Source organism: Paraburkholderia graminis, assembly GCF_003330785.1.
Taxonomy (GTDB): Bacteria; Pseudomonadota; Gammaproteobacteria; order Burkholderiales; family Burkholderiaceae; genus Paraburkholderia; species Paraburkholderia graminis.
This window is the reverse complement of sequence record NZ_CP024935.1, coordinates 396,405-418,767: the sequence shown is the minus strand read 5'-3', so window position 1 is coordinate 418,767 and position 22,363 is coordinate 396,405. Positions and strand designations below refer to the sequence as shown.

21 protein-coding genes are annotated in these 22,363 nt (G+C 64.4%); 8 read left to right on the top strand and 13 right to left on the bottom strand.

Annotation, left to right across the window (positions count from 1 at the left end):
- The first annotated feature begins 110 nt into the window (after positions 1-110).
- Both CUJ91_RS20065 and CUJ91_RS20060 read left to right on the top strand, forming a co-directional pair.
- Entirely contained in the window at positions 111-986 is an 876-nt protein-coding gene (locus CUJ91_RS20065) for a LysR family transcriptional regulator (protein ID WP_114156941.1), read from the top strand.
- Between the two features lie 118 nt (positions 987-1,104).
- On the top strand, positions 1,105-1,740 hold the full coding sequence (locus tag CUJ91_RS20060) for a LysE family translocator (protein WP_053859498.1): 636 nt from the start codon (positions 1,105-1,107) through the stop codon (positions 1,738-1,740).
- A 6-nt stretch (positions 1,741-1,746) separates the two neighbouring features.
- On the opposite strand, the gene CUJ91_RS20055 is transcribed toward CUJ91_RS20060, so the two are convergent.
- From CUJ91_RS20055 to CUJ91_RS20040, 4 genes are all read right to left on the bottom strand, one after another.
- Positions 1,747-3,444 carry a SulP family inorganic anion transporter gene (locus CUJ91_RS20055; RefSeq protein WP_114156940.1) on the bottom strand — a complete coding sequence of 566 codons (1,698 nt, stop codon included), beginning with the start codon at positions 3,442-3,444 and terminating at the stop codon, positions 1,747-1,749.
- A gap of 495 nt (positions 3,445-3,939) precedes the next feature.
- Positions 3,940-5,142 (bottom strand): DUF2252 domain-containing protein, encoded by a 1,203-nt coding sequence (locus CUJ91_RS20050; protein ID WP_114156939.1) that lies wholly within the window; start codon positions 5,140-5,142, stop codon positions 3,940-3,942.
- A 42-nt stretch (positions 5,143-5,184) separates the two neighbouring features.
- A complete protein-coding gene (gene ftrA / locus CUJ91_RS20045) occupies positions 5,185-6,147 on the bottom strand; it encodes a transcriptional regulator FtrA (protein WP_006049291.1) in 963 nt (320 codons plus the stop codon).
- 51 nt (positions 6,148-6,198) lie between these two features.
- A complete protein-coding gene (locus tag CUJ91_RS20040) occupies positions 6,199-6,606 on the bottom strand; it encodes a rhodanese-like domain-containing protein (RefSeq protein WP_114156938.1) in 408 nt (135 codons plus the stop codon).
- Positions 6,607-6,962: 356 nt separating this feature from the next.
- Between CUJ91_RS20040 and ald the strand changes: the two genes are divergently transcribed.
- Complete coding sequence (gene ald, locus CUJ91_RS20035) at positions 6,963-8,081, top strand: alanine dehydrogenase (protein WP_114156937.1); 1,119 nt, start codon at positions 6,963-6,965, stop codon at positions 8,079-8,081.
- A 195-nt stretch (positions 8,082-8,276) separates the two neighbouring features.
- Here ald and CUJ91_RS20030 read toward each other — a convergent pair whose 3' ends face one another.
- Entirely contained in the window at positions 8,277-9,587 is a 1,311-nt protein-coding gene (locus tag CUJ91_RS20030) for an MFS transporter (protein WP_044020996.1), read from the bottom strand.
- A 240-nt stretch (positions 9,588-9,827) separates the two neighbouring features.
- Between CUJ91_RS20030 and CUJ91_RS20025 the strand changes: the two genes are divergently transcribed.
- On the top strand, positions 9,828-11,906 hold the full coding sequence (locus tag CUJ91_RS20025; RefSeq protein WP_114156936.1) for a putative bifunctional diguanylate cyclase/phosphodiesterase: 2,079 nt from the start codon (positions 9,828-9,830) through the stop codon (positions 11,904-11,906).
- A 102-nt stretch (positions 11,907-12,008) separates the two neighbouring features.
- The gene (locus CUJ91_RS20020; RefSeq protein ID WP_114156935.1) at positions 12,009-12,815 is read left to right on the top strand and encodes a hypothetical protein; all 807 of its coding nucleotides are present in this window, start codon (positions 12,009-12,011) and stop codon (positions 12,813-12,815) included.
- A gap of 27 nt (positions 12,816-12,842) precedes the next feature.
- Here CUJ91_RS20020 and CUJ91_RS20015 read toward each other — a convergent pair whose 3' ends face one another.
- The 5 genes from CUJ91_RS20015 to CUJ91_RS19995 form a co-directional block, all read right to left on the bottom strand.
- Positions 12,843-13,286 (bottom strand): bactofilin family protein, encoded by a 444-nt coding sequence (locus CUJ91_RS20015; RefSeq protein ID WP_006049285.1) that lies wholly within the window; start codon positions 13,284-13,286, stop codon positions 12,843-12,845.
- Between the two features lie 49 nt (positions 13,287-13,335).
- Complete coding sequence (locus CUJ91_RS20010) at positions 13,336-13,713, bottom strand: hypothetical protein (protein ID WP_006049284.1); 378 nt, start codon at positions 13,711-13,713, stop codon at positions 13,336-13,338.
- On the bottom strand, positions 13,706-14,716 hold the full coding sequence (locus CUJ91_RS20005) for a M23 family metallopeptidase (RefSeq protein WP_114158004.1): 1,011 nt from the start codon (positions 14,714-14,716) through the stop codon (positions 13,706-13,708). Before CUJ91_RS20005 ends, CUJ91_RS20010 begins: the two co-directional genes overlap by 8 nt.
- Positions 14,717-14,964: 248 nt before the next feature.
- Positions 14,965-15,828 carry a 4-hydroxy-tetrahydrodipicolinate synthase gene (dapA, locus tag CUJ91_RS20000; protein WP_114156934.1) on the bottom strand — a complete coding sequence of 288 codons (864 nt, stop codon included), beginning with the start codon at positions 15,826-15,828 and terminating at the stop codon, positions 14,965-14,967.
- 126 nt (positions 15,829-15,954) lie between these two features.
- Complete coding sequence (locus CUJ91_RS19995) at positions 15,955-16,233, bottom strand: hypothetical protein (RefSeq protein ID WP_053859507.1); 279 nt, start codon at positions 16,231-16,233, stop codon at positions 15,955-15,957.
- A gap of 20 nt (positions 16,234-16,253) precedes the next feature.
- Between CUJ91_RS19995 and CUJ91_RS19990 the strand changes: the two genes are divergently transcribed.
- Positions 16,254-17,546 (top strand): aspartate carbamoyltransferase, encoded by a 1,293-nt coding sequence (locus CUJ91_RS19990; protein WP_006049281.1) that lies wholly within the window; start codon positions 16,254-16,256, stop codon positions 17,544-17,546.
- A 62-nt stretch (positions 17,547-17,608) separates the two neighbouring features.
- Here CUJ91_RS19990 and CUJ91_RS19985 read toward each other — a convergent pair whose 3' ends face one another.
- Entirely contained in the window at positions 17,609-18,451 is an 843-nt protein-coding gene (locus CUJ91_RS19985; protein ID WP_114156933.1) for an alpha/beta hydrolase, read from the bottom strand.
- A gap of 186 nt (positions 18,452-18,637) precedes the next feature.
- Positions 18,638-19,414, bottom strand: coding sequence for an NAD(P)H-dependent oxidoreductase (locus CUJ91_RS19980; RefSeq protein ID WP_114156932.1), 777 nt, complete (start codon positions 19,412-19,414; stop codon positions 18,638-18,640).
- Positions 19,415-19,489: 75 nt separating this feature from the next.
- Between CUJ91_RS19980 and CUJ91_RS19975 the strand changes: the two genes are divergently transcribed.
- Positions 19,490-20,398 (top strand): LysR family transcriptional regulator, encoded by a 909-nt coding sequence (locus tag CUJ91_RS19975; RefSeq protein ID WP_114156931.1) that lies wholly within the window; start codon positions 19,490-19,492, stop codon positions 20,396-20,398.
- Between the two features lie 18 nt (positions 20,399-20,416).
- On the opposite strand, the gene CUJ91_RS19970 is transcribed toward CUJ91_RS19975, so the two are convergent.
- Complete coding sequence (locus CUJ91_RS19970) at positions 20,417-21,310, bottom strand: aldo/keto reductase family oxidoreductase (RefSeq protein WP_114156930.1); 894 nt, start codon at positions 21,308-21,310, stop codon at positions 20,417-20,419.
- A gap of 117 nt (positions 21,311-21,427) precedes the next feature.
- Here CUJ91_RS19970 and CUJ91_RS19965 point away from each other — a divergent pair, with 117 nt between their 5' ends.
- The gene (locus CUJ91_RS19965; protein WP_029966363.1) at positions 21,428-22,324 is read left to right on the top strand and encodes a LysR family transcriptional regulator; all 897 of its coding nucleotides are present in this window, start codon (positions 21,428-21,430) and stop codon (positions 22,322-22,324) included.
- The last annotated feature ends 39 nt before the right edge of the window (positions 22,325-22,363 follow it).

The following is a 22,363-nucleotide window of genomic DNA, read 5'->3' as shown; positions in this document are numbered from 1 at the left end:
GATGATGCGATGGACGATGGAGATTGACCCGTCAAGTTTAACCACAAGCAAAAGTGATCGGAAACGATATATATTTGAGCTGACCATCACCAGGATCGATCAGTCGAGACATGCTTGCTGAACTTAGAACCTTGATCGCCGTTAGCCAGTACGGCACGTTTTCCGCCGCGGGCGCGCGGATCGGGCTCACGCAGTCGGCTGTCAGCGCGCAGATGCAGCGGCTCGAAGAGGAACTCGGGTTTGCTCTGTTCGACCGCACGGGCCGCTCCGCGATACTCAACGACGCGGGCCGCGAAACGCTCACGCTCGCCGAGGAAATCATCGCGCTCTATGCGCGGCTTTCCGAACGCGGCGCGGTCGCGGCGGAGAGCGGCATGCTGCGCGTGGGCGCGATTGCATCGGCGCAAGTGTCGTTTCTCGCGGACGCGCTCGCGCGTTTTCGCGACGACCGTCCGGGCTGGCGCATTCGTGTCGTGCCCGGCGTATCGCTGAATCTGCTCGGCCAGGTGGACTCGGGCGAACTGGATCTCGCCGTCATCATCAAGCCGCCGTTTGCGCTGCCTTCGGAACTCGAATGGCGCACGCTCGTCACCGAGCCGTTTGTGCTGCTCGTGCCCAAAGCGCTCGCGCGCGGCAAGCGCGGGTGGCGCGAACTGCTCAAGAGCGAACCGTTTATCCGCTACGACCGCAGTTCGTTCGGCGGGCGGCTCGTCGACCGTTTTCTGCGGCGTTCGCGGCTGAACGTGCACGACGTGCTGGAACTGGACGAGTTGCAGGCGATCGCGCAGATGGTCGCGCGCGGCATCGGCATCGCGCTGATTCCCGACACGGCGGGCCTCGGCAAGTGGCCTGCGGGCGTCGCCGCGTTGTCGCTCGAGGACGCGACGTTTCATCGCGAGATCGGGCTCGTGCAGCGTCCGCGGCATAGCCGGCAAGCGGTGGCGGATGCACTCGCCGATTGCATCGGGACCGCGGCGCAGGGATAACAACGCTGCGCGGCTCGCGCGCAATTGTGCCGATCAGCGCTTCATCAACTGTATCTGTGCGGTCGATGCAGCAGCGCGCAAAATCGTGATTCCTCTGGCCGCCCGCGAGTCTTAACTGATGACGCCCACCGCTTTCCTCACCGCCGATGTCCTGATCGCCTACAGCGCGTACTTCGTCGGCACGGCAAGCCCCGGTCCGAGCAATCTCGCGATCATGTCGCTTGCGATGAGCGCGGGCCGCCGTTCGGCGCTCACGTTTGCGCTCGGCGTGGTGTCCGGATCGTTCTTCTGGGCGCTGCTGGCGTCGCTCGGTTTGTCGGCGTTGCTCGCCACCTATTCGGAATGCCTCGTCGCGATCAAGATTGCGGGCGGCGTCTATCTGCTTTGGCTCGGCTTCAAGTCGGCGCGCTCCGCGTTGGCGCCCGCTACGTTGCCCGCTGGCGACGCGCGACAGAACGAACCGCTCAAGCGGCTCTATCTGCGCGGCCTGTTGCTGCATCTCACCAATCCGAAAGCGATTCTCGTGTGGATGTCGATCGTTTCGCTCGCGATGTCGCCGACGGGCGGCGCGCATACCGCGCCGGTCGTGCTCGGCTGCATGGCTATCGGCGTGTCGGTGTTCAGCAGCTATGCGCTGCTGTTTTCGACGGCATCCGCGCGGCGCGTGTATCTGGCGATCCGGCGCTGGCTCGACGGCTCGCTCGCGATCATGTTCGGCATTGCAGGCTTCAAACTGCTGACGTCGAAAAGCTGAGGCGCGTTATTTGTCGGCGGGCTCTTCAACGCCTGCCGCGCGCAGCGCTTCATGCAAGGTGCCGAAAATGCAGCTTGCGTCGACGATCGGCGTGATGCCGTGCCGATCCATGTCGGAGCGCAAATAGCGGTTCACGCGCGCAAAAATCACGTGGATGCCGCTACGCTTTAACGCAGTGCATAGCTCGCCGACCGAGCGCGCCGCCGAATAATCGAGGTCGGTAATTGCGCTTGCATCGATCACGAACCAGCGCACCTTCGTCGGCGCATGGTCGATCAGGCGTCGCGTATCGTCGACGAAAAAGTGGTCGTTCGCATAGAACAGGTCGGCGCCGAAGCGATAAACGATCAGCCCCGGCGCGGTCTGTCTGCCGGGAACGGCGGGAACCGGCACCCACATGCCGTCGTCGCCGGGCTCGAGAATCATCGTATGCGGACGGTAGCTGTGGCGCACGTGCCGCAGCAGCGACACGGCGACCGCAATCAGAATGCCGTGCTCGACGCCGATCAGCACGACGGCCGCAGCCGTGAACACCGCGAGCGCGAATTCGCCCGGACTTTCGCGGCGAATCGCAAACAGCGTCTTGAGATCCACGAGTCCGACGGCGATCGTGAATACGATGCTGGCCAGAATGCAGCGCGGCAAATACTGCAAAAAGCGGCTGAAAAACAGCAGCACCACGACGACCACCGCCGCGAACACGATCTGCGCGAACTGGCTGCGCGTGCCGGCGCGATCGGCCATCGCCGTCTGCGTCGGGCTGCCGTTCACGACGAACGCGCCTGAAAATGCTGCGGCTGCGTTGGCCGCCGCGATGCCCAAAAGATCCGCGTTGGTGTCGGCCACCTGATGATGCCGCTCGGCAAATACGCGGCTCGCCGCCGCGCTTTGCGCGACGATCATCACGAAGCAGGAAGCGGCGACCGGCACGAGATCGAGCGTCTGTTGCCATGTCACAGACGGCATGCGAAGCGGCGGCAGCCCGCCCGCGACCGGACCGAGCACTGCAATGCCGTGCGCGGCGAAACCGTACACATCGCTCGCGACGATTCCCCCGACGACGGCGATCAACGGCATCGGCACGCGCGGCCGCACGCGTTTGAAAAACAGCACGGACGCGACGACCAGCACCGAAACGGCCAGCGTCGGCCTGTTCAGTTGCCCCCACTCGCGCACGACTAGAACCAGTTGATCCACGCTGCGCGACGCGTGACCGGGCAAGCCGAGCATATCGCCCAGCATCGCAATGCCGACTTGCACGCCGACGCCCGCCAGAAAGCCGACCAGCACCGTGCGCGACAGGAAATCGGCGAGAAAGCCGAGCCGGAAAATGCGCGCGACGAACAGGAGCGCGGCGGTCAGCAATGCGACCATCGCGGCGAGCGACGCGTATTCCGCGCTCGAAACAGGCGCCATGGTCGCGAGGCGGCTTGCGAAGATGGTGGCGGTAGCGGAATCGGCGGCGACGACGAGTTGCCGCGACGCGCCGAAGAACGCGAACGCGATAAGCGGCAGAAAGACGGTGTAAAGCCCGGTAACGGCAGGCATGCCGGCAATGCGCGCATAGCCGAGCACTTGAGGAATATCCATCGACGCAAGCTGGACGCCCGCGAGCGTGTCGCGCATCGCCGCCGCGCGGTTCAATGGAAGCACGCCCTTGAGCATGCCCGCGCGCGCCGTCCAATTCGCCAGAAAATCTCGCATACGCGATGCCGCCCCAGAGCCAGGTTATCGCGCATCGTGCCGCGACCCGGCACTGGAAAGCAAGGCCCGTGGACAAATTGCCAACGGCTAATGCTAATAGCTGGTAGAAAACAGCTAATGGCTAACCCGGCCGGCAACGGAACTCACTTGCCGGCTTTGCTCGAACCCGCGACGTTGAAAATCAACGCTTGAAGTGACCTGTCCGCGGATCGACATGCCGCGCGAAACCGAAAAGCGCCGCAATGCAGATTGGACAGGCGATGAAGAAAACGGCCAACATCTCGCACCCCGTAACCATTTTTTGTTAGTACAAGTCTACGCGATAAGCCGGTGAATTAAATGAGGGAAAACAGCAAATCACTGTTGCCGACTATTACACCATTGTCAGGTAGCGGCGCATTTTAGGCCCTGAAATAGGGCATAAAAAGCGACGAACATGGCATGGGCTGATGAGCGGGCAAGCGTTTGTTTGAAACCGCAAACGTTTCCGCCGCACTACCCTTTGAACGCGCCGCGATCGTAAGCCTCGCAATACGCTTTCCAGTCCGCCGCGACTTGCGCCGCGCATTGCGTCGCGAGTTCGATCACCGGCGCCTGCCAGTCGGTGCGATTGCCGAACGCGATCAACTCATCCGCGATTGACGACTTCTGCCGCCCGCCGCTGCGCAAATGCGCCCATGCGCTCAGTTCGGCCATGCTGACGACGACGCCCTCCAGCCTCGGCAGCTTGCCGTCCCAGTCCTTCAACGCGACGCGGTCTTCCGAAGGCTGCAAACTGCGCAGCACGTACGAGCGCCGATTGAAATCGACCGCGTGCAGAAACGCCTGCGATACCGCCTGATTGCGCCGCTGAATCTCGACGACGCGCTCCGCCTCGCTTCGCCATGCGGGCTGCGGCGTGCGCATATGCGGTACGACTGAAGAAGGCAGCGCTTCTTTCAGGTCGATCAGATAGTTGCCGTCCGGCGAGCCCTTGCCTTCGACGAGAATCACATAACGGTCCACGCCGAGGCTTCCTGTACCCGCGATCCGGCGTGCAACGTCGAGCACGCGATAAAAGCCCGGATCGGTCTCGCCCGCAGCGAACTGCAGCATGAACTGCGTGATTGCGGCACGTCGCTCATCGCTCACGGGCAGCGCTTTCTTGCCGTCCACCTTGAGCGTGCGCGTCTTGCCCTTGAGCGTCGTGCGGCGGTCCAGATGCGCGGCGCGCGTGCGGCTCGCCAATCCATCGAACAGATCGCGCACCATGCCGGACGATGTCTCGCGTTCGACCCAGCGCGCCTTGCCGAGCGCGAGCGCCGCGCCATATGCGTGCACGGCCGTATGACACAGCGCGAGCGCCTGCGCGCGGCTCAGCTTGAGGTCGGCCGCGCCGACCAGCACGCTCGTCAGCAAACGCACGAGTTCGTACAGATTCGGCGCGAGGCACGCTTCATCAAAGTCGTTGTTGTCGAAATAGACGAGGCGGTTATCCGCTTTGTAGCTGCCGAAATTTTCGAGGTGCATGTCGCCGCAAATCCAGACGGGCGGCGCATCGTCGAGTAACGCCTGTTGCGGCAGGCGCTCATAAAACAGATGACATGTACCGCGCAAAAACACGAAAGGCGACGCACACATCGCCTTGTATTTCATGGCCAGCCGTTCGGGATCGCGCCCGGCGTTAAAACGCGCGATAGTCTCTGCGATGTCGATCATCTGGTTTCCTTGCAAGCGGCGTGGCGCGTGGTCCTCATCAAGCTACGCCGTCGGCGCGCCGAACTTCTTACGATACGCTCCGGGACTCGTCAGCGCGATGCGCCTGAAGTGCCGGCGCAACGATTCCTCGGAGCCGAAGCCGGCGAGTTCGGCGACGCGCGCCATCGGCAGCGCGCCCTGCGCTTCGAGCAACTCACGCGCGATGGCCACGCGCTCGCGCACCAGCCATTCGTACGGCGCCATGCCCGTCGCGTCATGAAACTGGCGCTGCAGCGTGCGCGGACTCATCGCCGCGCGTTCGGCGAGCGAGCGCAGCGTGTGCGGCAACGCGGGATGACCGCGCACCCAGTCCATCAGCCGCGTGAGGCGCCCGCTTTCGTCGTGCGGCACCGGGCGCGGCACGAACTGCGCCTGGCCGCCCTCACGATGCGGCGCGACCACGAGCCGCTGCGCGACCCGGTTCGCGACCGCGCTGCCATGATCGCGCCGCACGAGATGCAGCAACATGTCGAGCCCCGCCGCCGATCCCGCCGACGTGATGATCTGCTTCTCGTCGACATAGAGCGCGTCCGGCTGCACGCGCAGATGCGGATAGCGCTCCTGCAATTTCGCGGCATAACGCCAGTGCGTCGTGACGGTCTTGCCGTCGAGCACGCCCGCGGCGGCCAGAACGAACACGCCAGAACAGATCGAACAGAGGCGCGCGCCGCGACGATGCGCGGCGCGGATTTTCTTGAGCAACGGCTCGGGCGGCAGTTCATCCACATGACGCCAGCCGGGTATCACGATGGTGTCGGCGCGATCCAATAGCCTCAGCGTGTACGGCGCGGCGATCGTGATGCCGCCCGCCGCGCGGATCGGACCGGGCTCCGCTGCGCAGACCGCGAAGCGATACCAGTCCACGCCGAGTTCCGGGCGTTCGAGCGCGAACAGTTCGGTCACGCAGCCGAATTCGAAGGTGCAAAGCCGGTCATAGGCCAGCGCGACGACAAGATGATTGTGCATGGCGTGATGTTACCGCTCCGCCCGCGAACGCGGCTGCTTCAATGCGCGCTTTCAGGCGGCCGCGGCCGCATTCAGGTCGAAGCCCTCGTCGAGCCAGCCGGTCACGCCGCCGATCATGACTTTGACCGGACGCCCGAGCTGCGCGAGCCGCATCGCACCACGCGTCGCGCCGTTGCAATGCGGGCCCGCGCAGTAGGTGACGAACAACGTCTCGGGCGGATAGCCGGCGAGCTTCGACGCCACGATCTTGCCGTGCGGCAAATTCACCGCGCCGGGCACATGGCCGCGCGCGAACAACGCGGGACTGCGGACGTCGAGCAACACGAAGTCGGCGGCGTTCGGGCCGTGTGCCATCGCCGAGTGCACATCGGCACAATCGGTTTCGAAGGCGAGCGACGCGCTGTAATGCGCGAACGCAGCGGCGCTGTCGGCGGCGGGTACGGCGGATACTTCGGACATGTCTGGCTCCTTCGCGTGTTTGAATGGAGACGATTATCCTGACGCGGCCGATCAGGCGACAGTGGCCATATCGACAACTTCCGGCAACATCACGCCACGGCCATTGCATCACGGTTCGTCGGTTGGACGTGCCGCGTCCGATCAGCTTGCAACCTCCGCTGTGATCGCTGGCGAACTGATCGCGGCTCCGGCTCTCGATCTAATTGCGTGCACGGCTCCTACAAAAACTCGGGGCAGCCACGCTTTGCGATCAAGCGTATGCTGGGTTCCACTTCTATATATAAGAGACCTACTCGTCCCGTGCCGCAGTGCACGAACGAGTCGTTCAGCGGGCTGTTCCGCAACTGGAGGATGACATGCTGGTTGGCGTACCCAAGGAAATAAAGAACCACGAATACCGGGTGGGACTGACGCCGTCGTCGGTCCGCGAAATGGTGGCGCACGGTCACACCGTCACGGTCGAGCAAGGCGCGGGAAGCGGCATCGGCGCGTCGGACGCCGTCTATGAAAAAGCCGGCGCGACGATCGTCCCGCGCGCGGAAGATGTATTCGCCGCGGCCGAGATGATCGTCAAGGTGAAGGAGCCGCAAGCCGGCGAGCGCGCCATGCTTCGCGAAGGCCAGATTCTTTTCACGTACCTGCACCTCGCGCCCGACCCGCAACAATGCGCCGATCTGATCAGGAGCAAGGCCGTCTGCATCGCCTATGAAACGGTCACGCAGGCCGCCGGCGGCTTGCCGCTCCTTGCGCCGATGTCGGAAGTCGCCGGCCGCATGTCGATCCAGGCGGGCGCGTATTGCCTCGAGCGCGCGCATGGCGGCAAGGGCATCCTGCTGGGCGGCGTCGCGGGCGTGCCGTCGGCGAAAATCGTGATTCTGGGCGCGGGCGTGGTCGGCTCGAATGCGGCGCAGATCGCGGTGGGAACGGGCGCGCAGGTCGTCGTGATCGACCGCAATCTCGACGCGCTGCGGCGCATCGACCGGCTGCTCGGCGCGCGCGTCATGACGGTGTTTTCGAATCAGGACAACGTCGAAAAGCATGTGCTCGAAGCCGATCTCGTGATCGGCGGCGTGCTGATCCCCGGCGCGGCCGCGCCGAAACTCGTGACCAAGGCGATGGTTGAAGCGATGCAGCCCGGCTCCGCAATCGTCGACGTGGCCATCGATCAAGGCGGCTGCTGCGAGACCGCGAGGCCGACCACGCACGCGGACCCGACATACATGGTCGGCGACGTGGTTCACTACTGCGTCGCCAACATGCCGGGCGGTGTGCCGCGCACTTCGACCTACGCGCTGAACAACGCGACGCTGCCTTTCGCGCTGCAGATCGCCGACAAGGGATGGCGCAAGGCGTTGCAGGACAACCCGCATCTGCGCAATGGCCTGAACGTCGCGCTTGGCAAGGTGACGTGCAAGGAAGTGGCCGAAGCACTCGACTACACGTGGGAAGCGCCGGAATCCGTCATGACGATGTGACGCGGCGGCTGAGGCCGCTGCCGGCGGCTTAGCATGACGCCGGCAGCGGTTCAAGTGCTCCGTGGCTCTCGTTGCCGATACCGCCGGCAACGGGAGCGGCTCGCTCGCCGCGGCGCGCGATGTCACGACGCCGCGTCAAACACGCGTGATCCAACATAAACACGCGGCTGCGCGCCCTCGCGCCCAATCTACCGCTTACTCGACATGCACCTTCACATGCTCCGGCCGTCCCGCTGCATAACCGAACCACGCCGCCACCACGCAAACGCCCGCGCACAACGCAGCCAGGCTGTACAGCGAGCCGGTTGCATGCAACAGCGATCCGGCGATGAACGGTCCGCATGACGCTATCAGATAGCCGATTCCCTGCGCCATGCTCGACAGTTGCGCGGCGACATGCGAGTCGTACGAACGCAATCCGATGACGGTCAGCGCAAGCGTGAACGACGCGCCCTGAGCGATGCCGAGCAGTAACGCGAACATCCACATGATCGGGAAAGGCCCGAAGAAGCAGCCCATCAGACCGAGGCCGGTCAACAGCAGCGCAGCCACGTTCACCACGCGCTGATCCCGCAGACGCACAAGCAGGAACGGCAGCAGCAACGACGCCACCGCCTGCGTGACGACGCTCAGCGAGAGCATGAACCCGGCATCGACGGCGCTCATGCCGCGCGTGCGAAGCACCGTCGGCAGCCAGCCGAACACGATATACGCCAGCGACGATTGCGAACCCATGAACAGCGTGACCTTCCACGCGAGCGGATCGCGCCACAAGCCGCGCACGACGTGCACGCGTCTTCCCGCATGCACGGCTTTGGCAGGCAGATTCACGCCCCACACGAGCGTAGCCAGTGCCACAGGCAACGACCACAGCGCCAATGCCCACGCCCACGCGTTGCCGCCCGCGCCGTCGAATAGATGCGCGATGGCGTTGGCCGCCGGCACCGTGGTAGCGGCTGCCGCAGCGGCGCCCGCGCACATCGCGGCGCTGTAGACTCCGGTCATCAGCGCGACGTGATGCGGGAAGTCGCGCTTGACCACGCCCGGTATCAGCACATTCATCAAACCGATCGCAAAGCAGGCCACGATCTGGCCGACATACAGCACCTGCCATGCGGGAACCACACGCAATGCGGTGCCGATAGTCAGCAGCATCAACAAAGCCAGCAACGCGCGTTCGCTGCCGAGGCGCCGCACGAGCATCGGTGCAAGCGGGCCGAATAGACCGAAGCATAACGACGGCAACGTGGTCAGCACGCTTGCGCCGGTGCGCGACAGGTTCGTCGCCCGCACTGCTTCGAGCAGTATCGGACCGACGCTCGTGATCGGCGTGCGCAGCGAAAAAGCGATCAGCGCGAGGCTCGCGGCGAGCGCGATGCTGCGAGCGCGCGAATCGTGCGGAGCGGCGTCGGCGACCGGCCGCGCGGTGCCACGGCGTTCAGTCGATGCAGTTGCAGCGTCTGCCGCCGCACGCTGGGAATGATCGGAAGGGTTGGGGGCGGTCATCAATGAGGCGGTTGTGGGGTTGCCTGCCATTGTATTCGGCAAAGCGCTGGGCAGCGGGCATCCGGCATCCGGCATCCGCCATACCGCAGATAAGGCATAGGTATCGACGCGCGACGGCGCCCGGCAGCGCACGCGCAAGGCCAGGCGCGGCAATCGCTAACATATTGAAAATTAATTAAATAAACGCGCCGAATGGTCGATAACTAGTTCAGCCGCTTTTCCATCGCGGTTGGACTTCACATGCAGAGCTCATACAATCCCTGGCTGGTGGCAATGTCGTTTGTCGTGGCGACGCTTTCGTCGTACACGGCACTCGATCTGACCGCCCGCATCTTCGTGCTGGCGTCGCCGCGGCTGCGGCACGTCTGGCGTATGGGCGGCGCGGCGGCGCTCGGCGTCGGCATCTGGTCGATGCACTTCGTGGCCATGCTCGCGTTTTCCCTACCGATTCCGCTCGGCTACGATTTCGCGGAGACCGCTTATTCGCTCGCGCTCGCCATCGGCGCGTCATATCTGGCGCTCTGTCTGACCACGCGCGCGCGGCTGACGGTCGCGCGCCTGATGGGAGGCGGCGCGTTCATGGGCCTCGGCATCGCCGGCATGCACTATAGCGGCATGGCCGCGTTGCGCATGTCGCCCGCCATTAGCTATCGGCCCGTGTGGTTCGCCGCCTCGCTCGCGATAGCGATCGGCGCGTCCACGGCGGCGCTGTGGATGGCGCGCGCCCTCAGCAACGACGACGAACAGTATGTACTGCGCAAACGCTGCGGCGCGGCGCTCGTGATGGCGATTGCGATCAGCGGCATGCACTACGCCGCGATGGCCGCCGCCGACTTCGCGCCGGGCGCGATCTGCGGCGCGGCGGCCGGGGTGAATGCCGCGTGGCTCGCGACGTCGGTGATTCTTTTCACGTTCGCGATTCTCGTCGTGACGTTGCTGCTGTCGCGCTTCGACGCGCGCACGAGTTTCCTCGTCGGCGCGTTGTCGAAGCTCAACGGACAGATCGTGCGCCTCGCCACGCTCGACACGCTGACGGGCCTGCCGAACCGCGCCACGCTGACCGAGCGCATCGAGCGGGCGATTCATGCGGCGCGCCGTCAACGGTCGCTGTTCGCGATCCTCTTCATGGATCTCGACGGCTTCAAGACGATCAACGATTCGCTCGGCCACTCAGCCGGCGATCAGGTGCTGTCCGCGTTCGCGCAGCGTCTGCTCGTTTGCGTGCGCGCGGGCGATACGGTCGCGCGCCTAGGCGGCGACGAATTCGTCGTGCTGTCCGAGAACCTGGCGTCGCGCGACGACGCCGCCACGCTCGCGGAAGGCGTGCTCGAACGCATGCGGCACGATACGTGGGCCGATTCGCAGCCGCTGCAGGTGATGCCGAGCATCGGCATCGCGTTGTTTCCCGAGGACGGCGATACCGTCGACACGCTGCTCAAGCACGCGGACGCCGCGATGTACGAAGCGAAGCGCGCCGGGCGCAGCACGTATCGGTTCTTCGAACGAAGCATGAACGAAGCGGCGATGCGCACGCTGCAGATTCAAAACGCGTTGCGCGATGCGCTTGCCGAACATCATTTCACGCTGCATTTCCAGCCCAAATTCGACGGCAGCAGCGAGTCGCTCGCGGGCGCCGAAGCGCTGATCCGGTTGCACGATCCGCAACTCGGCACGCTTGCGCCGCTCGAATTTATTCCGATCGCCGAACGTTCGGGGCAGATCGTGCAGATCGGCTACTGGGTATTGCGCGAGGCATGCCGGCAAATCAGGCGCTGGATCGCGCAAGGGCTGCCGCCGATCAAGGTGGCCATTAATCTGTCGCCGCGCCAGCTATTGCAGGCCGATCTCGTGCCGACCATGCTCGAGATCGTGAAGACGGAAGGCGTGAAGTGCGATCAGATCATGTTCGAGATCACCGAAACGGTCGCGATGCAGGACGCGCCCCGCACCATCGACATGCTTCGCGAGTTCCAGGCAAGCGGCTTTGAAATCGCCATCGACGATTTCGGCACCGGTTATTCGAGCCTCGCGTATCTGCAGCGTTTTCGCGTGAAGCAACTGAAGATCGACCGCTTCTTCACGAACGGTCTCGACGCGCACGGCCCGGAAGGCAGCGCGATCGTTTCGGCGATCATCGCGCTTGCGCATTCGCTGGAAATGGATGTGGTCGCGGAAGGCGTCGAAACCGAGTCGCAAATGCACATGCTAAAGGCGATGCGCTGCGATGAAATGCAAGGCTTCCTGCTCGGCAAGCCGTTGACCGGCGAAGCCTTCGGCGATCTGCTGCGAGGACGGACAATGACCGCCGACGCCTGCTGATTCGACACGCGCCAAATGTGAGTGAAATGCGCGAGAAAAGTTATTCCGCCGTAGCCCGACCCGACGATAAACAATAAAAGCTGCACAGGTGCTGGAGACTTCATGAGATTCGATGTAGCGACGTTTACCGCGTTGTGGCTAATCACGTTTCTGTGCTGCGCACTGATCGCTACCGTGCTTGCGCGGATGTTCGCGCAAGTGAGCGCGTTCCGCTTCTGGGCCGCCGCTTTTTATCTGCTCGCGACCGCTTCCGCATGCTTCGCGTTGCATCTGACATGGCGTACCGATCTGCTGCTCTTTGCAACCGCGGCGCTCGCGCTGCAAAGCCGCATCCTGCTCTGGGCCGGCACGCGCAAACTGTTCGGTGTCCCGGTTTCGTGGCGCACCGCGATTGTCGTGATCGGCGCATTCTGCGTGTTGTATGGCGGGGCGTTGTTGCTCAAGCTGCCCATGCTGCCGCGCGCCGTTCTGCTCGCGCTGTTCTTTGCGCCGTATCGCGCCGCCACGCTCTATGAGGTGTGCCGCCGACGCCGTCCGCAACTCGGTCTTGCGCGGACCATCGTCGCGATCGGCGCTGCCATCGCGACGCTCAGTGCGATCGTGCCGCTCATGCTGGTGCTGCTCGACCGCGCGAATCTCGCGTTGCTGCTCGGTAATCCGCAGACCACGTCGGCGGTCTACGCGGTCGTGTTCGCGGGCGACGTGCTGCTCGCGAGCGGGCTCATGGTGCTGGCGTTCAAGCTGCTGATTCTCGAACGCGACATGCTCGCGACGCTCGATCGCAGCGCCAGTCAACGGCTCGCCGTCGTGCGAAATATGCGGGGCATGACGGGCTCGAATGCCGCTCACGATTATCTGCCGGGCGCCGACGAACCCACGCAACGCTGCCCGCTGCCAGGCGCGGTGTGAATTTCAGCGCCTCATTGCACCACGTCATTACGCCTCGTTGAGCGCCATCGAGTTCGATTCGCGTCCGGCGTCGAGCATCGACGTGAGCGGTGTCGGCGCATTGCCTCCGTCGCGCCGCGTGAGCTTGCCGTCCACCGACGCGCCGCAATCCATGCGCAATTGCTGATAGTAAATGTTGCCTGTCACATGCGCGTTGGCCTGCAACTCGACGAAGTGATCCGCTATCACGTCGCCGACAATCTTGCCGTTGACCACCACGTCGTAGCCATGCACGTTGCCTTCGATCGAACCGCGGTCGCTCAGCACGAGCAGCGTCTGGCCACCGGGCTCGCCGCTGACATTGCCCTTCACGTGGCCGTCGAGACGCAGGCCGTTGGTGAACTGAAGATCGCCGACGATGCGCACGTCGTGTGCAATCAAGGTGGCAAGCTTGGTTTGCTGAATGCCTGCGGCTTTTTTCTTGCTGAACATACGGACTCCGGAAAAAAATGGATGACGCGAATCACGCGCGGCGGCGCGCCTAGCGTCGCGGCGCTGCCCTGCTCTGGCCGCGCAGGAACTGCAACTGGTCGTTGAGCCGCGCGACTTCCGCAGCGGCGCTGTCCGCCGTTTTCTGCACCGACGCGCGCGCGGCCGACTCCTGCGCCAACGCGAGGCGCGCACGAGCCAGTTCGGTCTCCTCGGCGCTTTTATCGACGGGAACCGGCAGGCATTGCCTGAGCGGCAGACCGGCGCGCCACGCGTCGGCGGCGATCACCGCGGCCGCGCCGGCCAGCGCGCTCAGCGCGCAGACAAGCGTCCACACGACGATGCGAACGCGCAGCGGGCGTACGGGCGCGAGTGCATAAGCGCCATGCGCCACACGGCTTGCGTCGCGGGAAAGAAAGCGGTCAGCCATGAGAAGGAGGCGCGAAAAGCGCGAGGTAAGCGGCGGGATCGACGGGCGCGCCGTTGACCAGCACTTCGAAATGCAGATGCGGGCCGGTCGAGCGTCCGGTCGAGCCGACATCGGCAATGTATTGGCGCGGCAGCACGAGGTCGCCGACATGCACGACGATCCGCGACGCGTGGCCGTAACGGGTCATCAATCCGTTGCCGTGATCGATCTCGATCGCATTGCCATAACCCGACTTCTCGCCTGCGAAGACCACCCGGCCACCCGCCGCAGCGAGAATCGGCGTGCCTGTTTTCGCGACCAGATCGAGGCCCGGATGAAAACTCAGCCGATGTGTGAAGGGATCGGTGCGGTTGCCGAACGGCGAACCGAAACGCGCGCCGTCGGCGGGCATGCGGCCGGGGAACGCGGCGTACGCGACCGCGTGTGCCGCCGTCTGCTGCTCGAGCGCGCCGAGCGTCGCGGCGATGCAATTGAGTTGCTCGCCGGTGCGCTCGGCGTCGAGGCGCGCGCCGAGGTATCGCGGCGCGTCGATGCAGCGTCGTGGCGGCAACGAAGGGCCGCCCTCGCCTTCGCTGTCGGTGGCCGATGAATCGCCGCTCGACGCGGGCAGCGTGGGAGAAGCGCCAGGCGAGGCGCCAGGCGAAGCGGCCGGCGAGGCAACGGGCGCGAGCGGCGCTGGGCGCGGCGTATTCAGACGGGTTTCGAAGTCACGCAACGCACCCACTTGCGCAGTGAGGCGCGCAATGCGCGGCTCGATCTGCGCGACCGACGCGTTGAGCTTGCCGAGCTGGTCGATTGCGTAATCGCGCTCGATGCGGTTCGCGCTTTGCATGCCGGAGACGCCGCGCGCGGACCAGTACTTGCCGATCGCAATGCCGGCCGCGAGTGCGAGCACCGCAGCGGCAAGCGCGGCGCCGAGCGCGAGCGCCGTCGCCGAACGGCGCGTGATCAGTCCCACGGAACCGCTGGAGAGCCGGTCGCACGCGCGAAACACGAACGCCATCAGCACGCTCCCCGGCGCGAGCGGCATGCAGCTCGCCGCGCACGGCGCGTGAGCGGCACATTCAGGACAAACACGAATCGGACGAACTCGACTGACTGCATGCGGCATCCGCCGGACGGATGCCGGCGGCGATAATCGATAGAGGGCGCCGATTATCGCCTCATCGCCGAAAGCAGCATCTCAAATATTAGGGGCGCATCTCGCCGCGCAGTTCGCCGCGTGGTTTGCCGCGTGGTTCGCCGCTCCGCTCACGCGCGCTCTAACGCGGCGAGACGCTGCGCCAGGATTTCGCTCGCGCGCGTCATCGGCAGGCGAACTTCGTCGCGGATCAGCCCTTGCAGCGCGAGCGATGCCTTCACCGGCGCAGGATTCGGTTCGGCGAACAACGCGTGAATCAACGGCACGAGTGTGTGAAAAATGCGCCGCGCTTCGTCGAGCGCGCCAGCCGCGAGCGCGCGATACAGCGCGACGAAGCGTTCCGTGCGCACATGCGCCGACGCCGCAATCGCGCCGCTGCCGCCCATGCACAGCGTGTTGAACATCTGCAAATCCTCGCCCGCGAGCACCTGCAAGCGGCCGTCGCGAATCAGCGCGAGCGTGGTGTCGAGGGAACCGGCGCAATCCTTCACCGCCTTGATCCGCGGATGCCCGGCGAGCGTCAGCAACGTGTCGAGTTCAAGCCGCACGCCGGTGCGCTGGGGAATGTCGTACAGCACGACCGGCTTGTCGCTGGCATCGGCAAGCGCCATGAAATGACTGACGATGCCCGCCTGCGACGGCCTCACGTAATACGGCGCGGCCATCAGCACGCCGGCGATCGGCAGCGAATTTAGCTCTTGAATGCGCTCGCGCATGCTCGCGGTGTTGTTGCCCGAGACGCCGACGACCACCGGCAACGGCGCATCGTGCGCCGCTTCCAGAATGGTCGCCAGCACCGCGTCCTGTTCCGCAGCGTCGAGCGCGGCTGGCTCGCCCGTCGTGCCGAGCGCCACAATCCCCGCGACATCCGCGTCGGCATAGCGGCGCACGAGCGCACGCAACGCGGCGTGATCGACCGCGCCGTCGGCGAAAGGCGTGATAAGCGGAATCCAGATACCCGAAAAAATAGACATGTCTTTCCTCTTGCGTCGATGAGCGACCGTATCGATTCCGGCAGCGTGCGAAGGAGAAAGACAGGAAGGACCGCCGAAGCGCGTGGTCCGCTGTTCCGTCGCATCTGACGGAACAGCGTGCTCCGGTCAGATGAGCGGCTGTTTTTTGGCTTTGGCGCTGAACTCCAGGCTGCATTGCTCGACGCGCGGCGCGTTCGAGAGCGAGCGGCGCGCGCGGCGTGCGGCCGCCGCGTCTGCGAAGGCAGAACGAAGCGCGGTCGACGGGCAGAGTCGGAGAAGTTGGCCGGAGAGCATGAAGCGCAGTGTAACCGCGCCGCGCGCAGCTTGGCAAAGCGCATCTTGAAATTGCTTGACTTCTATCGCGGGCAAATTAATATACGCATCGCGTATATCCGGCGCAGCCACTCCGACAGACAGGTGCCTTCATGAGCGTCCCGCAACAAGCCTTCCTCCGCGACGCCATGCGGCGTCTGAACATGACGCGCGAGACCTTCGCGGGCCGCATCGGCGTGTCGCGAAGAGCGCTGGATACGTGGCTTCTGCCGGACGACTCGCAGGAATCGCGTGCCATGCCGGAGATTGTCGAGCGATTCGTGTCCGAGATCGTCCTGCATGGCGAGCCGGGCGAAAAGTATACGCAGAGCGTAGATTCGCAATCGCTCGCGAGCCAGATGCTGTGGGAAGGCAAGCCGCAGTTGCTGTCGGTCGATCAGTTCTCGCGCGACTCGGTGGAAGCGCTGTTTCGCGTCGCCGACATCATGCAGCCCATCGCGCGGCGCCGAAAAATCTCGCGCGTGCTCGAAGGCGCGGTGCTCGGCAATCTGTTCTTCGAGGCCAGCACGCGAACCCGCGTGAGCTTCGGCGCGGCCTTCTGCCGGCTCGGCGGTTCCGTCTGCGACACGACCGGCTTCACGTTTTCGTCGATGGCCAAGGGCGAGTCGATCTACGACACGAGCCGCGTGATGAGCGGCTACGTCGACGCGCTGGTGATCCGCCATCCCGAGCAAGGCTCGGTGGCGGAATTCGCGCGCGCGACCAACGTGCCGGTGATCAACGGCGGCGACGGCCCCGGCGAACATCCGAGCCAGGCGCTGCTCGACCTCTACACCATTCAGCGCGAATTCTCGCGGCTCGGCAAGATTGTCGACGGCGCGCATATCGCACTTGTCGGCGACCTCAAATATGGGCGCACCGTGCACTCGCTCGTCAAGCTGCTGGCGCTCTATCGCGGCATCAAGTTCACGCTGATCTCGCCGCCCATGCTGGAAATGCCGGGCTATATCATCGAGCAGATTTCGCGCAACGGGCATGTGATCGAACAGACTCACGATCTGCCGAGCGGGCTGCGCGGCGCCGACGTGGTGTACGCGACGCGCATTCAGAAAGAACGCTTTACCGACGAATCGTTCGAAGGCTACACGCCCGACTTCCAGATCAATCAGGCGCTGGTGGACAGCGTGTGCGGCACCGATACGCTGATCATGCACCCGCTGCCGCGCGATAGCCGGCCGGGCGCGAACGACCTGAGCGTGGACCTGAATCACGATTCGCGGCTTGCGATTTTCCGGCAAACCGATAACGGCATCCCGGTGCGGATGGCGATATTCGCGGTGCTGCTCGGCGTGGAAAAACTGGTTCAGCATTCGATGCGCGACGCGGCCTGGCGCCCGCCCGCGTATCTCGGCCCGGACGATGCGGTGTTTCATGGCATCGACTGAAGCTGCCTCGGTAATTTAGTTCGGTTACCGAAATAAAACCCGGCAGTGGTAGTGACAGTGCATCAAGCTACCGCGCTGCTGCCGTTGCGTCTGAAACCGGCCGCGAAGAACTGCACCTGGTACTGCACCGCATTCGCCCAGTACTTCCACGTATGGCCGCCGGGCCGCTCGGCATACCGATGCGGCACGCCAAGTTCGACGAGTCGCGCATGCAGCATCCGGTTCGAGTGCACGAGCGAATCGTTCGTGCCGCAGTCGATCATCAGCGCCATGTGCGCGCTCGCAAAGCTGCGCGCGTGTTCGACAATCGCCTCGCTGTTCCAGAAGTCCGCGTGCCGCGCCGGATCGCCGAACACCTGATCGATGCCCGGCTCGTCCTCGCAACCGCGCGGATCGACTGCGCCGCTCATGCTGCCGGCCGCGCCGAATTCGTCCGGACGGTCGAGCGCGATATGCAGCGCGCCGAATCCACCCATGCTCAAGCCGGTGATCGCGCGCGCGTCTTTGGTTGCAATCGTGCGGAAATGCATGTCGATGTAGGCAACGACTTCGGTGCCGACATAAGTGGCGTAGCGGCTATCCGCATCGACGGGACTGTCGATGTACCAGCTTTCGCGCCCGCCGTCCGGCATCACGAGGATCACGCCGTAGCGGTCGGCGAGTCTGCCGATAGGCGAATTGGCGGTCCAGTCGGTGTAGTCGCCGCCCGAGCCGTGCAACAGATAGACGACCGGGAAGCGGTCGGCCGCGTTGCTGCGCGCATAGCGGTCGGGCAACACGACTGTCGCGTCGAGAGACTTGTGCATGGCCGCGCTCGGGATCGTCACGACACGGGACTGGAACGCCCATGCGGGAGCGGCGGCAAGCAGCATCGCGATCAGCCAGACAAGACGTGCTGTACTCATATTCGTCGCTCTCCCTTCTACATGTGCGGACAACACAGTCGATGCAGCAGGCGGCTCTGCATGCGGGGCGGCAAATTCCAGCGACGACTCTAGCAACGGCGACTTACAGCCAAATTTCAACGAACCCTACGATTCGCCTCACTCCATGCGCGACGCATGCGTGGCGAACATGCGCGCGCGATCCCGCTATTTGACATGCAAGCTCAGGCCCTCGCGGCCCGGCGCGATGTCGTCCTTCAGCGTCAACTCGGGAATCAGATAATCGCCGCCGTTCTGCGGACGGAACGGTATCGGCGCGGTATTCCAGAGATTGTCCAGACGCTTGCCGAGCGCATCGCGTACTTCAAGATATTTTTCTTCGTCGATGCGGCTCGTGCGATACACGACGAACGGCGGCAACACGTCGAAGCCGGGGTAATAGAGAATGCCGTGCTGGATCGGGAACAACACATCGTCGATGGGACCATTGATGCCGCGCGGACTGTAATGCGATTCCCAGCCGCCCGTGGTGACGACGAGCATCGCGCGCTTGCCGGCTAACATGCCTTCGCCGTAGCGGTCGCCCCAGCGCGCATCGGAATGCTCGCCCACGCCGTACGCGAAACCATAGGCGTAGACGCGCTCCACCCAGCCCTTCATGATCGCGGGCATCGAGAACCACCACAGCGGGAATTGAAAAATGACCGCATCGGCCCATTTCAGCTTCGCCTGTTCCGCGGCGATGTCCGGGCTTTGCAGCCCATTCTCGAATGCATGCTTCGACGCGCGCGACGGGTCGAAGCGTTCGCCTGTTGCAGGCGCGAGGCTATCGGCTGCATCGAGTGGCGCCTTCCAGTTCATCGCATACAGATCGGAGACCTGAACCGCGTGCCCTGCTTCCTGCAGGCGCTTGACGGAGAAGTCCTTCAGCGACCCATTCAACGACCGCGGTTCAGGATGAGCATAAACAATCAGAACGTTCATTTGCGTTGCCTTGATTCATGTGGGAATGCACCCACGATAGTGGCCGGCGCGGTATATTGGAAATGAATTGCTGATATGACAGGTATAGCCGTGAATAATCTGCGCAAGCTCGACTTGAATCTGCTCGTCACGCTCGACGTACTGCTCGCGGAACTCAACGTGACGCGCGCGGCGGAGCGGCTGAATTTCTCGCAGCCGTCAGTAAGCGTGCATCTCGCGAAACTGCGCGACGTGCTCGGCGATCCGCTGCTGCTGCCGGGGCCGCGAGGCATGCGCGCCACCGCGCGCGCCGAGGCGCTGCGCGAGCCGTTGCGGCAGGCGCTCGAAGCATTGGAGCAAGCGGTCGCGCCCGCGCGTCCTTTCGACCCGGCGCAGGCGACGCAAACCTGGCGCATTGCCGCGACGGACTACGCCGAGTCGACGATCGTTCTCCCGGCGTTGCAAGGGCTGCGCAAAGCAGCGCCCGGCACGCGGCTCGCGGTCGTCGAAGCGGTGCCGCCGCGTATTGCGAAGCAGGCGGAACAAGGCGAGATCGACCTCGGCTTTCATACCAGCGAAGACGCGCCCGCCGGCTTGCGGCGGCGCGTGCTGTTTGCCGAGCGTTATGTGCTTGCCGGACGCGCGGATCATCCGCGTCTCAAACGGCGGCCCACGTTGGCGCAGTTTTCGAAGCTCGAGCACGTGATCGTGTCGCCGGACGGCGGCGGCTTTGCCGGCGTCACGGACCAGGTTCTGGCCCGCGCCGGTCTCACACGCAAAGTCGTGCTTTCCGTTCCGCACTTTCTGTTCATGATCTCCGCGCTCGCGAACAGCGACCTCGTGGCGATGGTGCCCGCGCGGCTCGTCCGCGATAACGCTGCGTTACGCGTGGTCGAGTCGCCCGTCGAAGTCCCCGGCTATGAAATGGCGATGCTGTGGCATGAGCGCTCGCATCGCGATCCGGCGCATCAGTGGTTGCGCGCGCATATTGCCGGTTCGGTTTGATGAGGCGTCATGCGCTGGCTAACTCTGGCCGTCAACGTGACCATCGCCGCGGCCGATCACATCCAGCTTCGCGAGAATCTCGCCGCTCAGTGTCAGCCTGGCCGCCGCCAGGTTCTCGCGTAGATGCGCGACCGACGACGTGCCCGGAATCAACAGAATGTTGGGCGCGCGCTGCAGCAGCCAGGCGAGCGCCACTTGCATCGGCGTCGCGCCGATGGTTTGCGCGATCTCCGTCAAAGCCGACGACTGGATCGGCGTAAAGCCGCCCAGCGGGAAAAACGGCACATACGCGATGCCTTGGCCGGCCAGTTGATCGATCAGCGCGTCGTCGGTGCGGTGCACGAGGTTGTAGTGGTTCTGCACGCAGACAATCTTCGCGATGCGCTGCGCCTCGGCCACTTGCGCCGGCGTCGCGTTGCTCAGGCCGATGTGGCGAATCAGGCCGCGCTGCTGAAACTCGGCGAGCGCGGTGATCTGCTTTTCGATTGACCCTTCGCTCGGCGCGTGCACGTCGCCCATCAGCCGCATGTTGACTACCTCGAGCGCGTCGAGCCCGAGGTTGCGCAAATTGTCGTGCACGCCGCGCTCCAGATCCTGCGGCTCCTGCGCCGCCAGCCACGCGCCGTCGCTGCCGCGCACCGCGCCCAGCTTCGTGACGATCACGAGATCGGCGGGATACGGATGCAGCGCCTCGCGAATGAGCTGGTTGGTGATATGCGGGCCATAAAAATCGCTGGTATCGATGTGATTCACGCCTTGCTCCACCGCTTCGCGCAGCACGGCAAGCGCGGCGTCGCGATCCTTCGGCGGGCCGAACACGCCCGGTCCCGCGAGTTGCATTGCGCCATAGCCCATGCGCCGGATCTGGCGGCCGGCGAACGGGAAGGTGTCGGTGATTTCGAGGTTCGGCATCAGGCTCTCCTTGCTGGTAGTTGAAGCGCAGTATGGCCGGGATTGCACCGTTTAATAAAGCGGGCTAACGTGCACGGGTCGTGCAAAAAAACGAACAATCAAAAACGAACCATCGCCATGGAATTAAACGACCTGACCGCGTTCATCTCGGTCGCACGCGCGGGCGGCTTTCGCGACGCGGCGCGCAGCAGCGGCGTTTCCGCTTCGAGCCTGAGCGTCGCCGTGCGCCGGCTCGAAACAAAGCTCGGCTTGCGTCTGCTGAACCGTACGACGCGCAGCGTCGCGCCGACCGAAGCAGGCGTGCGTCTGCTGGAAAAGCTGACGCCGCTTTTCAGCGAAATGGAAGCGGCACTCGACGTGCTCAACGGCTTCCGCGAGCAGCCAAGCGGCACGCTCAAACTGAACGTGCCCGCGAGCGCCGCGCGCATCGTGCTGCCCGATATCATCGCGCCGTTTCTGAAAGCGTATCCGGACATACGCGTCGAAGTGTTCGTCGAGGACGGCTTTGTCGACGTGCTCTCGATCGGCTGCGATGCCGGCATCCGTTACGACGAACGGCTCGAGCAGGACATGATCGCCGTGCCCATCGGTCCACGCGTGCAGCGCTTTGCGACGGCTGCCGCGCCGGACTACCTCGCGCTTCGCGGACGCCCGCAACATCCGCGCGAGCTGCTTTCGCACGCTTGCCTGCGCGGTCAGTTTGCCGGCGGCGCCATGCCGACCTGGTACTTCGAGCGCGACGGCGAAGTGGTGCAACTGAATCCGTCCGGGCCCCTGCTCGTGCGGCCGGGAGCAGCAATGGACCTGCTGATCAACTCGGCCGTCGCGGGCGTCGGCGTGATCCATCTGTTCGAACCCATGCTTCGGCCGCATCTCGACAGCGGCGCGCTCGAACCGATTCTCGAACCGTGGTGGCAGCGCTTTTCCGGACCTTTTCTGTATTATCCCGGCCACCGTCATGTGCCGGCGCCGCTGCGCGCATTCGTCGATTTTCTGAGGGACCGCAACGCATGACGTGACCGGCCCGCAATTTCGACGCCACGCCGCCGATTT

What these genes read in the sequence shown, in the direction of transcription:
- CUJ91_RS20065 (WP_114156941.1), top strand. Translation starts at nt 111, where the DNA reads ATGCTTGCTGAACTTAGAACCTTGATCGCCGTTAGCCAGTACGGCACG.
- CUJ91_RS20060 (WP_053859498.1), top strand. Translation starts at nt 1,105, where the DNA reads ATGACGCCCACCGCTTTCCTCACCGCCGATGTCCTGATCGCCTACAGC.
- CUJ91_RS20055 (WP_114156940.1), bottom strand. Translation starts at nt 3,444, where the DNA reads ATGCGAGATTTTCTGGCGAATTGGACGGCGCGCGCGGGCATGCTCAAG.
- CUJ91_RS20050 (WP_114156939.1), bottom strand. Translation starts at nt 5,142, where the DNA reads ATGATCGACATCGCAGAGACTATCGCGCGTTTTAACGCCGGGCGCGAT.
- ftrA (WP_006049291.1), bottom strand. Translation starts at nt 6,147, where the DNA reads ATGCACAATCATCTTGTCGTCGCGCTGGCCTATGACCGGCTTTGCACC.
- CUJ91_RS20040 (WP_114156938.1), bottom strand. Translation starts at nt 6,606, where the DNA reads ATGTCCGAAGTATCCGCCGTACCCGCCGCCGACAGCGCCGCTGCGTTC.
- ald (WP_114156937.1), top strand. Translation starts at nt 6,963, where the DNA reads ATGCTGGTTGGCGTACCCAAGGAAATAAAGAACCACGAATACCGGGTG.
- CUJ91_RS20030 (WP_044020996.1), bottom strand. Translation starts at nt 9,587, where the DNA reads ATGACCGCCCCCAACCCTTCCGATCATTCCCAGCGTGCGGCGGCAGAC.
- CUJ91_RS20025 (WP_114156936.1), top strand. Translation starts at nt 9,828, where the DNA reads ATGCAGAGCTCATACAATCCCTGGCTGGTGGCAATGTCGTTTGTCGTG.
- CUJ91_RS20020 (WP_114156935.1), top strand. Translation starts at nt 12,009, where the DNA reads ATGAGATTCGATGTAGCGACGTTTACCGCGTTGTGGCTAATCACGTTT.
- CUJ91_RS20015 (WP_006049285.1), bottom strand. Translation starts at nt 13,286, where the DNA reads ATGTTCAGCAAGAAAAAAGCCGCAGGCATTCAGCAAACCAAGCTTGCC.
- CUJ91_RS20010 (WP_006049284.1), bottom strand. Translation starts at nt 13,713, where the DNA reads ATGGCTGACCGCTTTCTTTCCCGCGACGCAAGCCGTGTGGCGCATGGC.
- CUJ91_RS20005 (WP_114158004.1), bottom strand. Translation starts at nt 14,716, where the DNA reads ATGGCGTTCGTGTTTCGCGCGTGCGACCGGCTCTCCAGCGGTTCCGTG.
- dapA (WP_114156934.1), bottom strand. Translation starts at nt 15,828, where the DNA reads ATGTCTATTTTTTCGGGTATCTGGATTCCGCTTATCACGCCTTTCGCC.
- CUJ91_RS19990 (WP_006049281.1), top strand. Translation starts at nt 16,254, where the DNA reads ATGAGCGTCCCGCAACAAGCCTTCCTCCGCGACGCCATGCGGCGTCTG.
- CUJ91_RS19985 (WP_114156933.1), bottom strand. Translation starts at nt 18,451, where the DNA reads ATGAGTACAGCACGTCTTGTCTGGCTGATCGCGATGCTGCTTGCCGCC.
- CUJ91_RS19980 (WP_114156932.1), bottom strand. Translation starts at nt 19,414, where the DNA reads ATGAACGTTCTGATTGTTTATGCTCATCCTGAACCGCGGTCGTTGAAT.
- CUJ91_RS19975 (WP_114156931.1), top strand. Translation starts at nt 19,490, where the DNA reads ATGACAGGTATAGCCGTGAATAATCTGCGCAAGCTCGACTTGAATCTG.
- CUJ91_RS19970 (WP_114156930.1), bottom strand. Translation starts at nt 21,310, where the DNA reads ATGCCGAACCTCGAAATCACCGACACCTTCCCGTTCGCCGGCCGCCAG.
- CUJ91_RS19965 (WP_029966363.1), top strand. Translation starts at nt 21,428, where the DNA reads ATGGAATTAAACGACCTGACCGCGTTCATCTCGGTCGCACGCGCGGGC.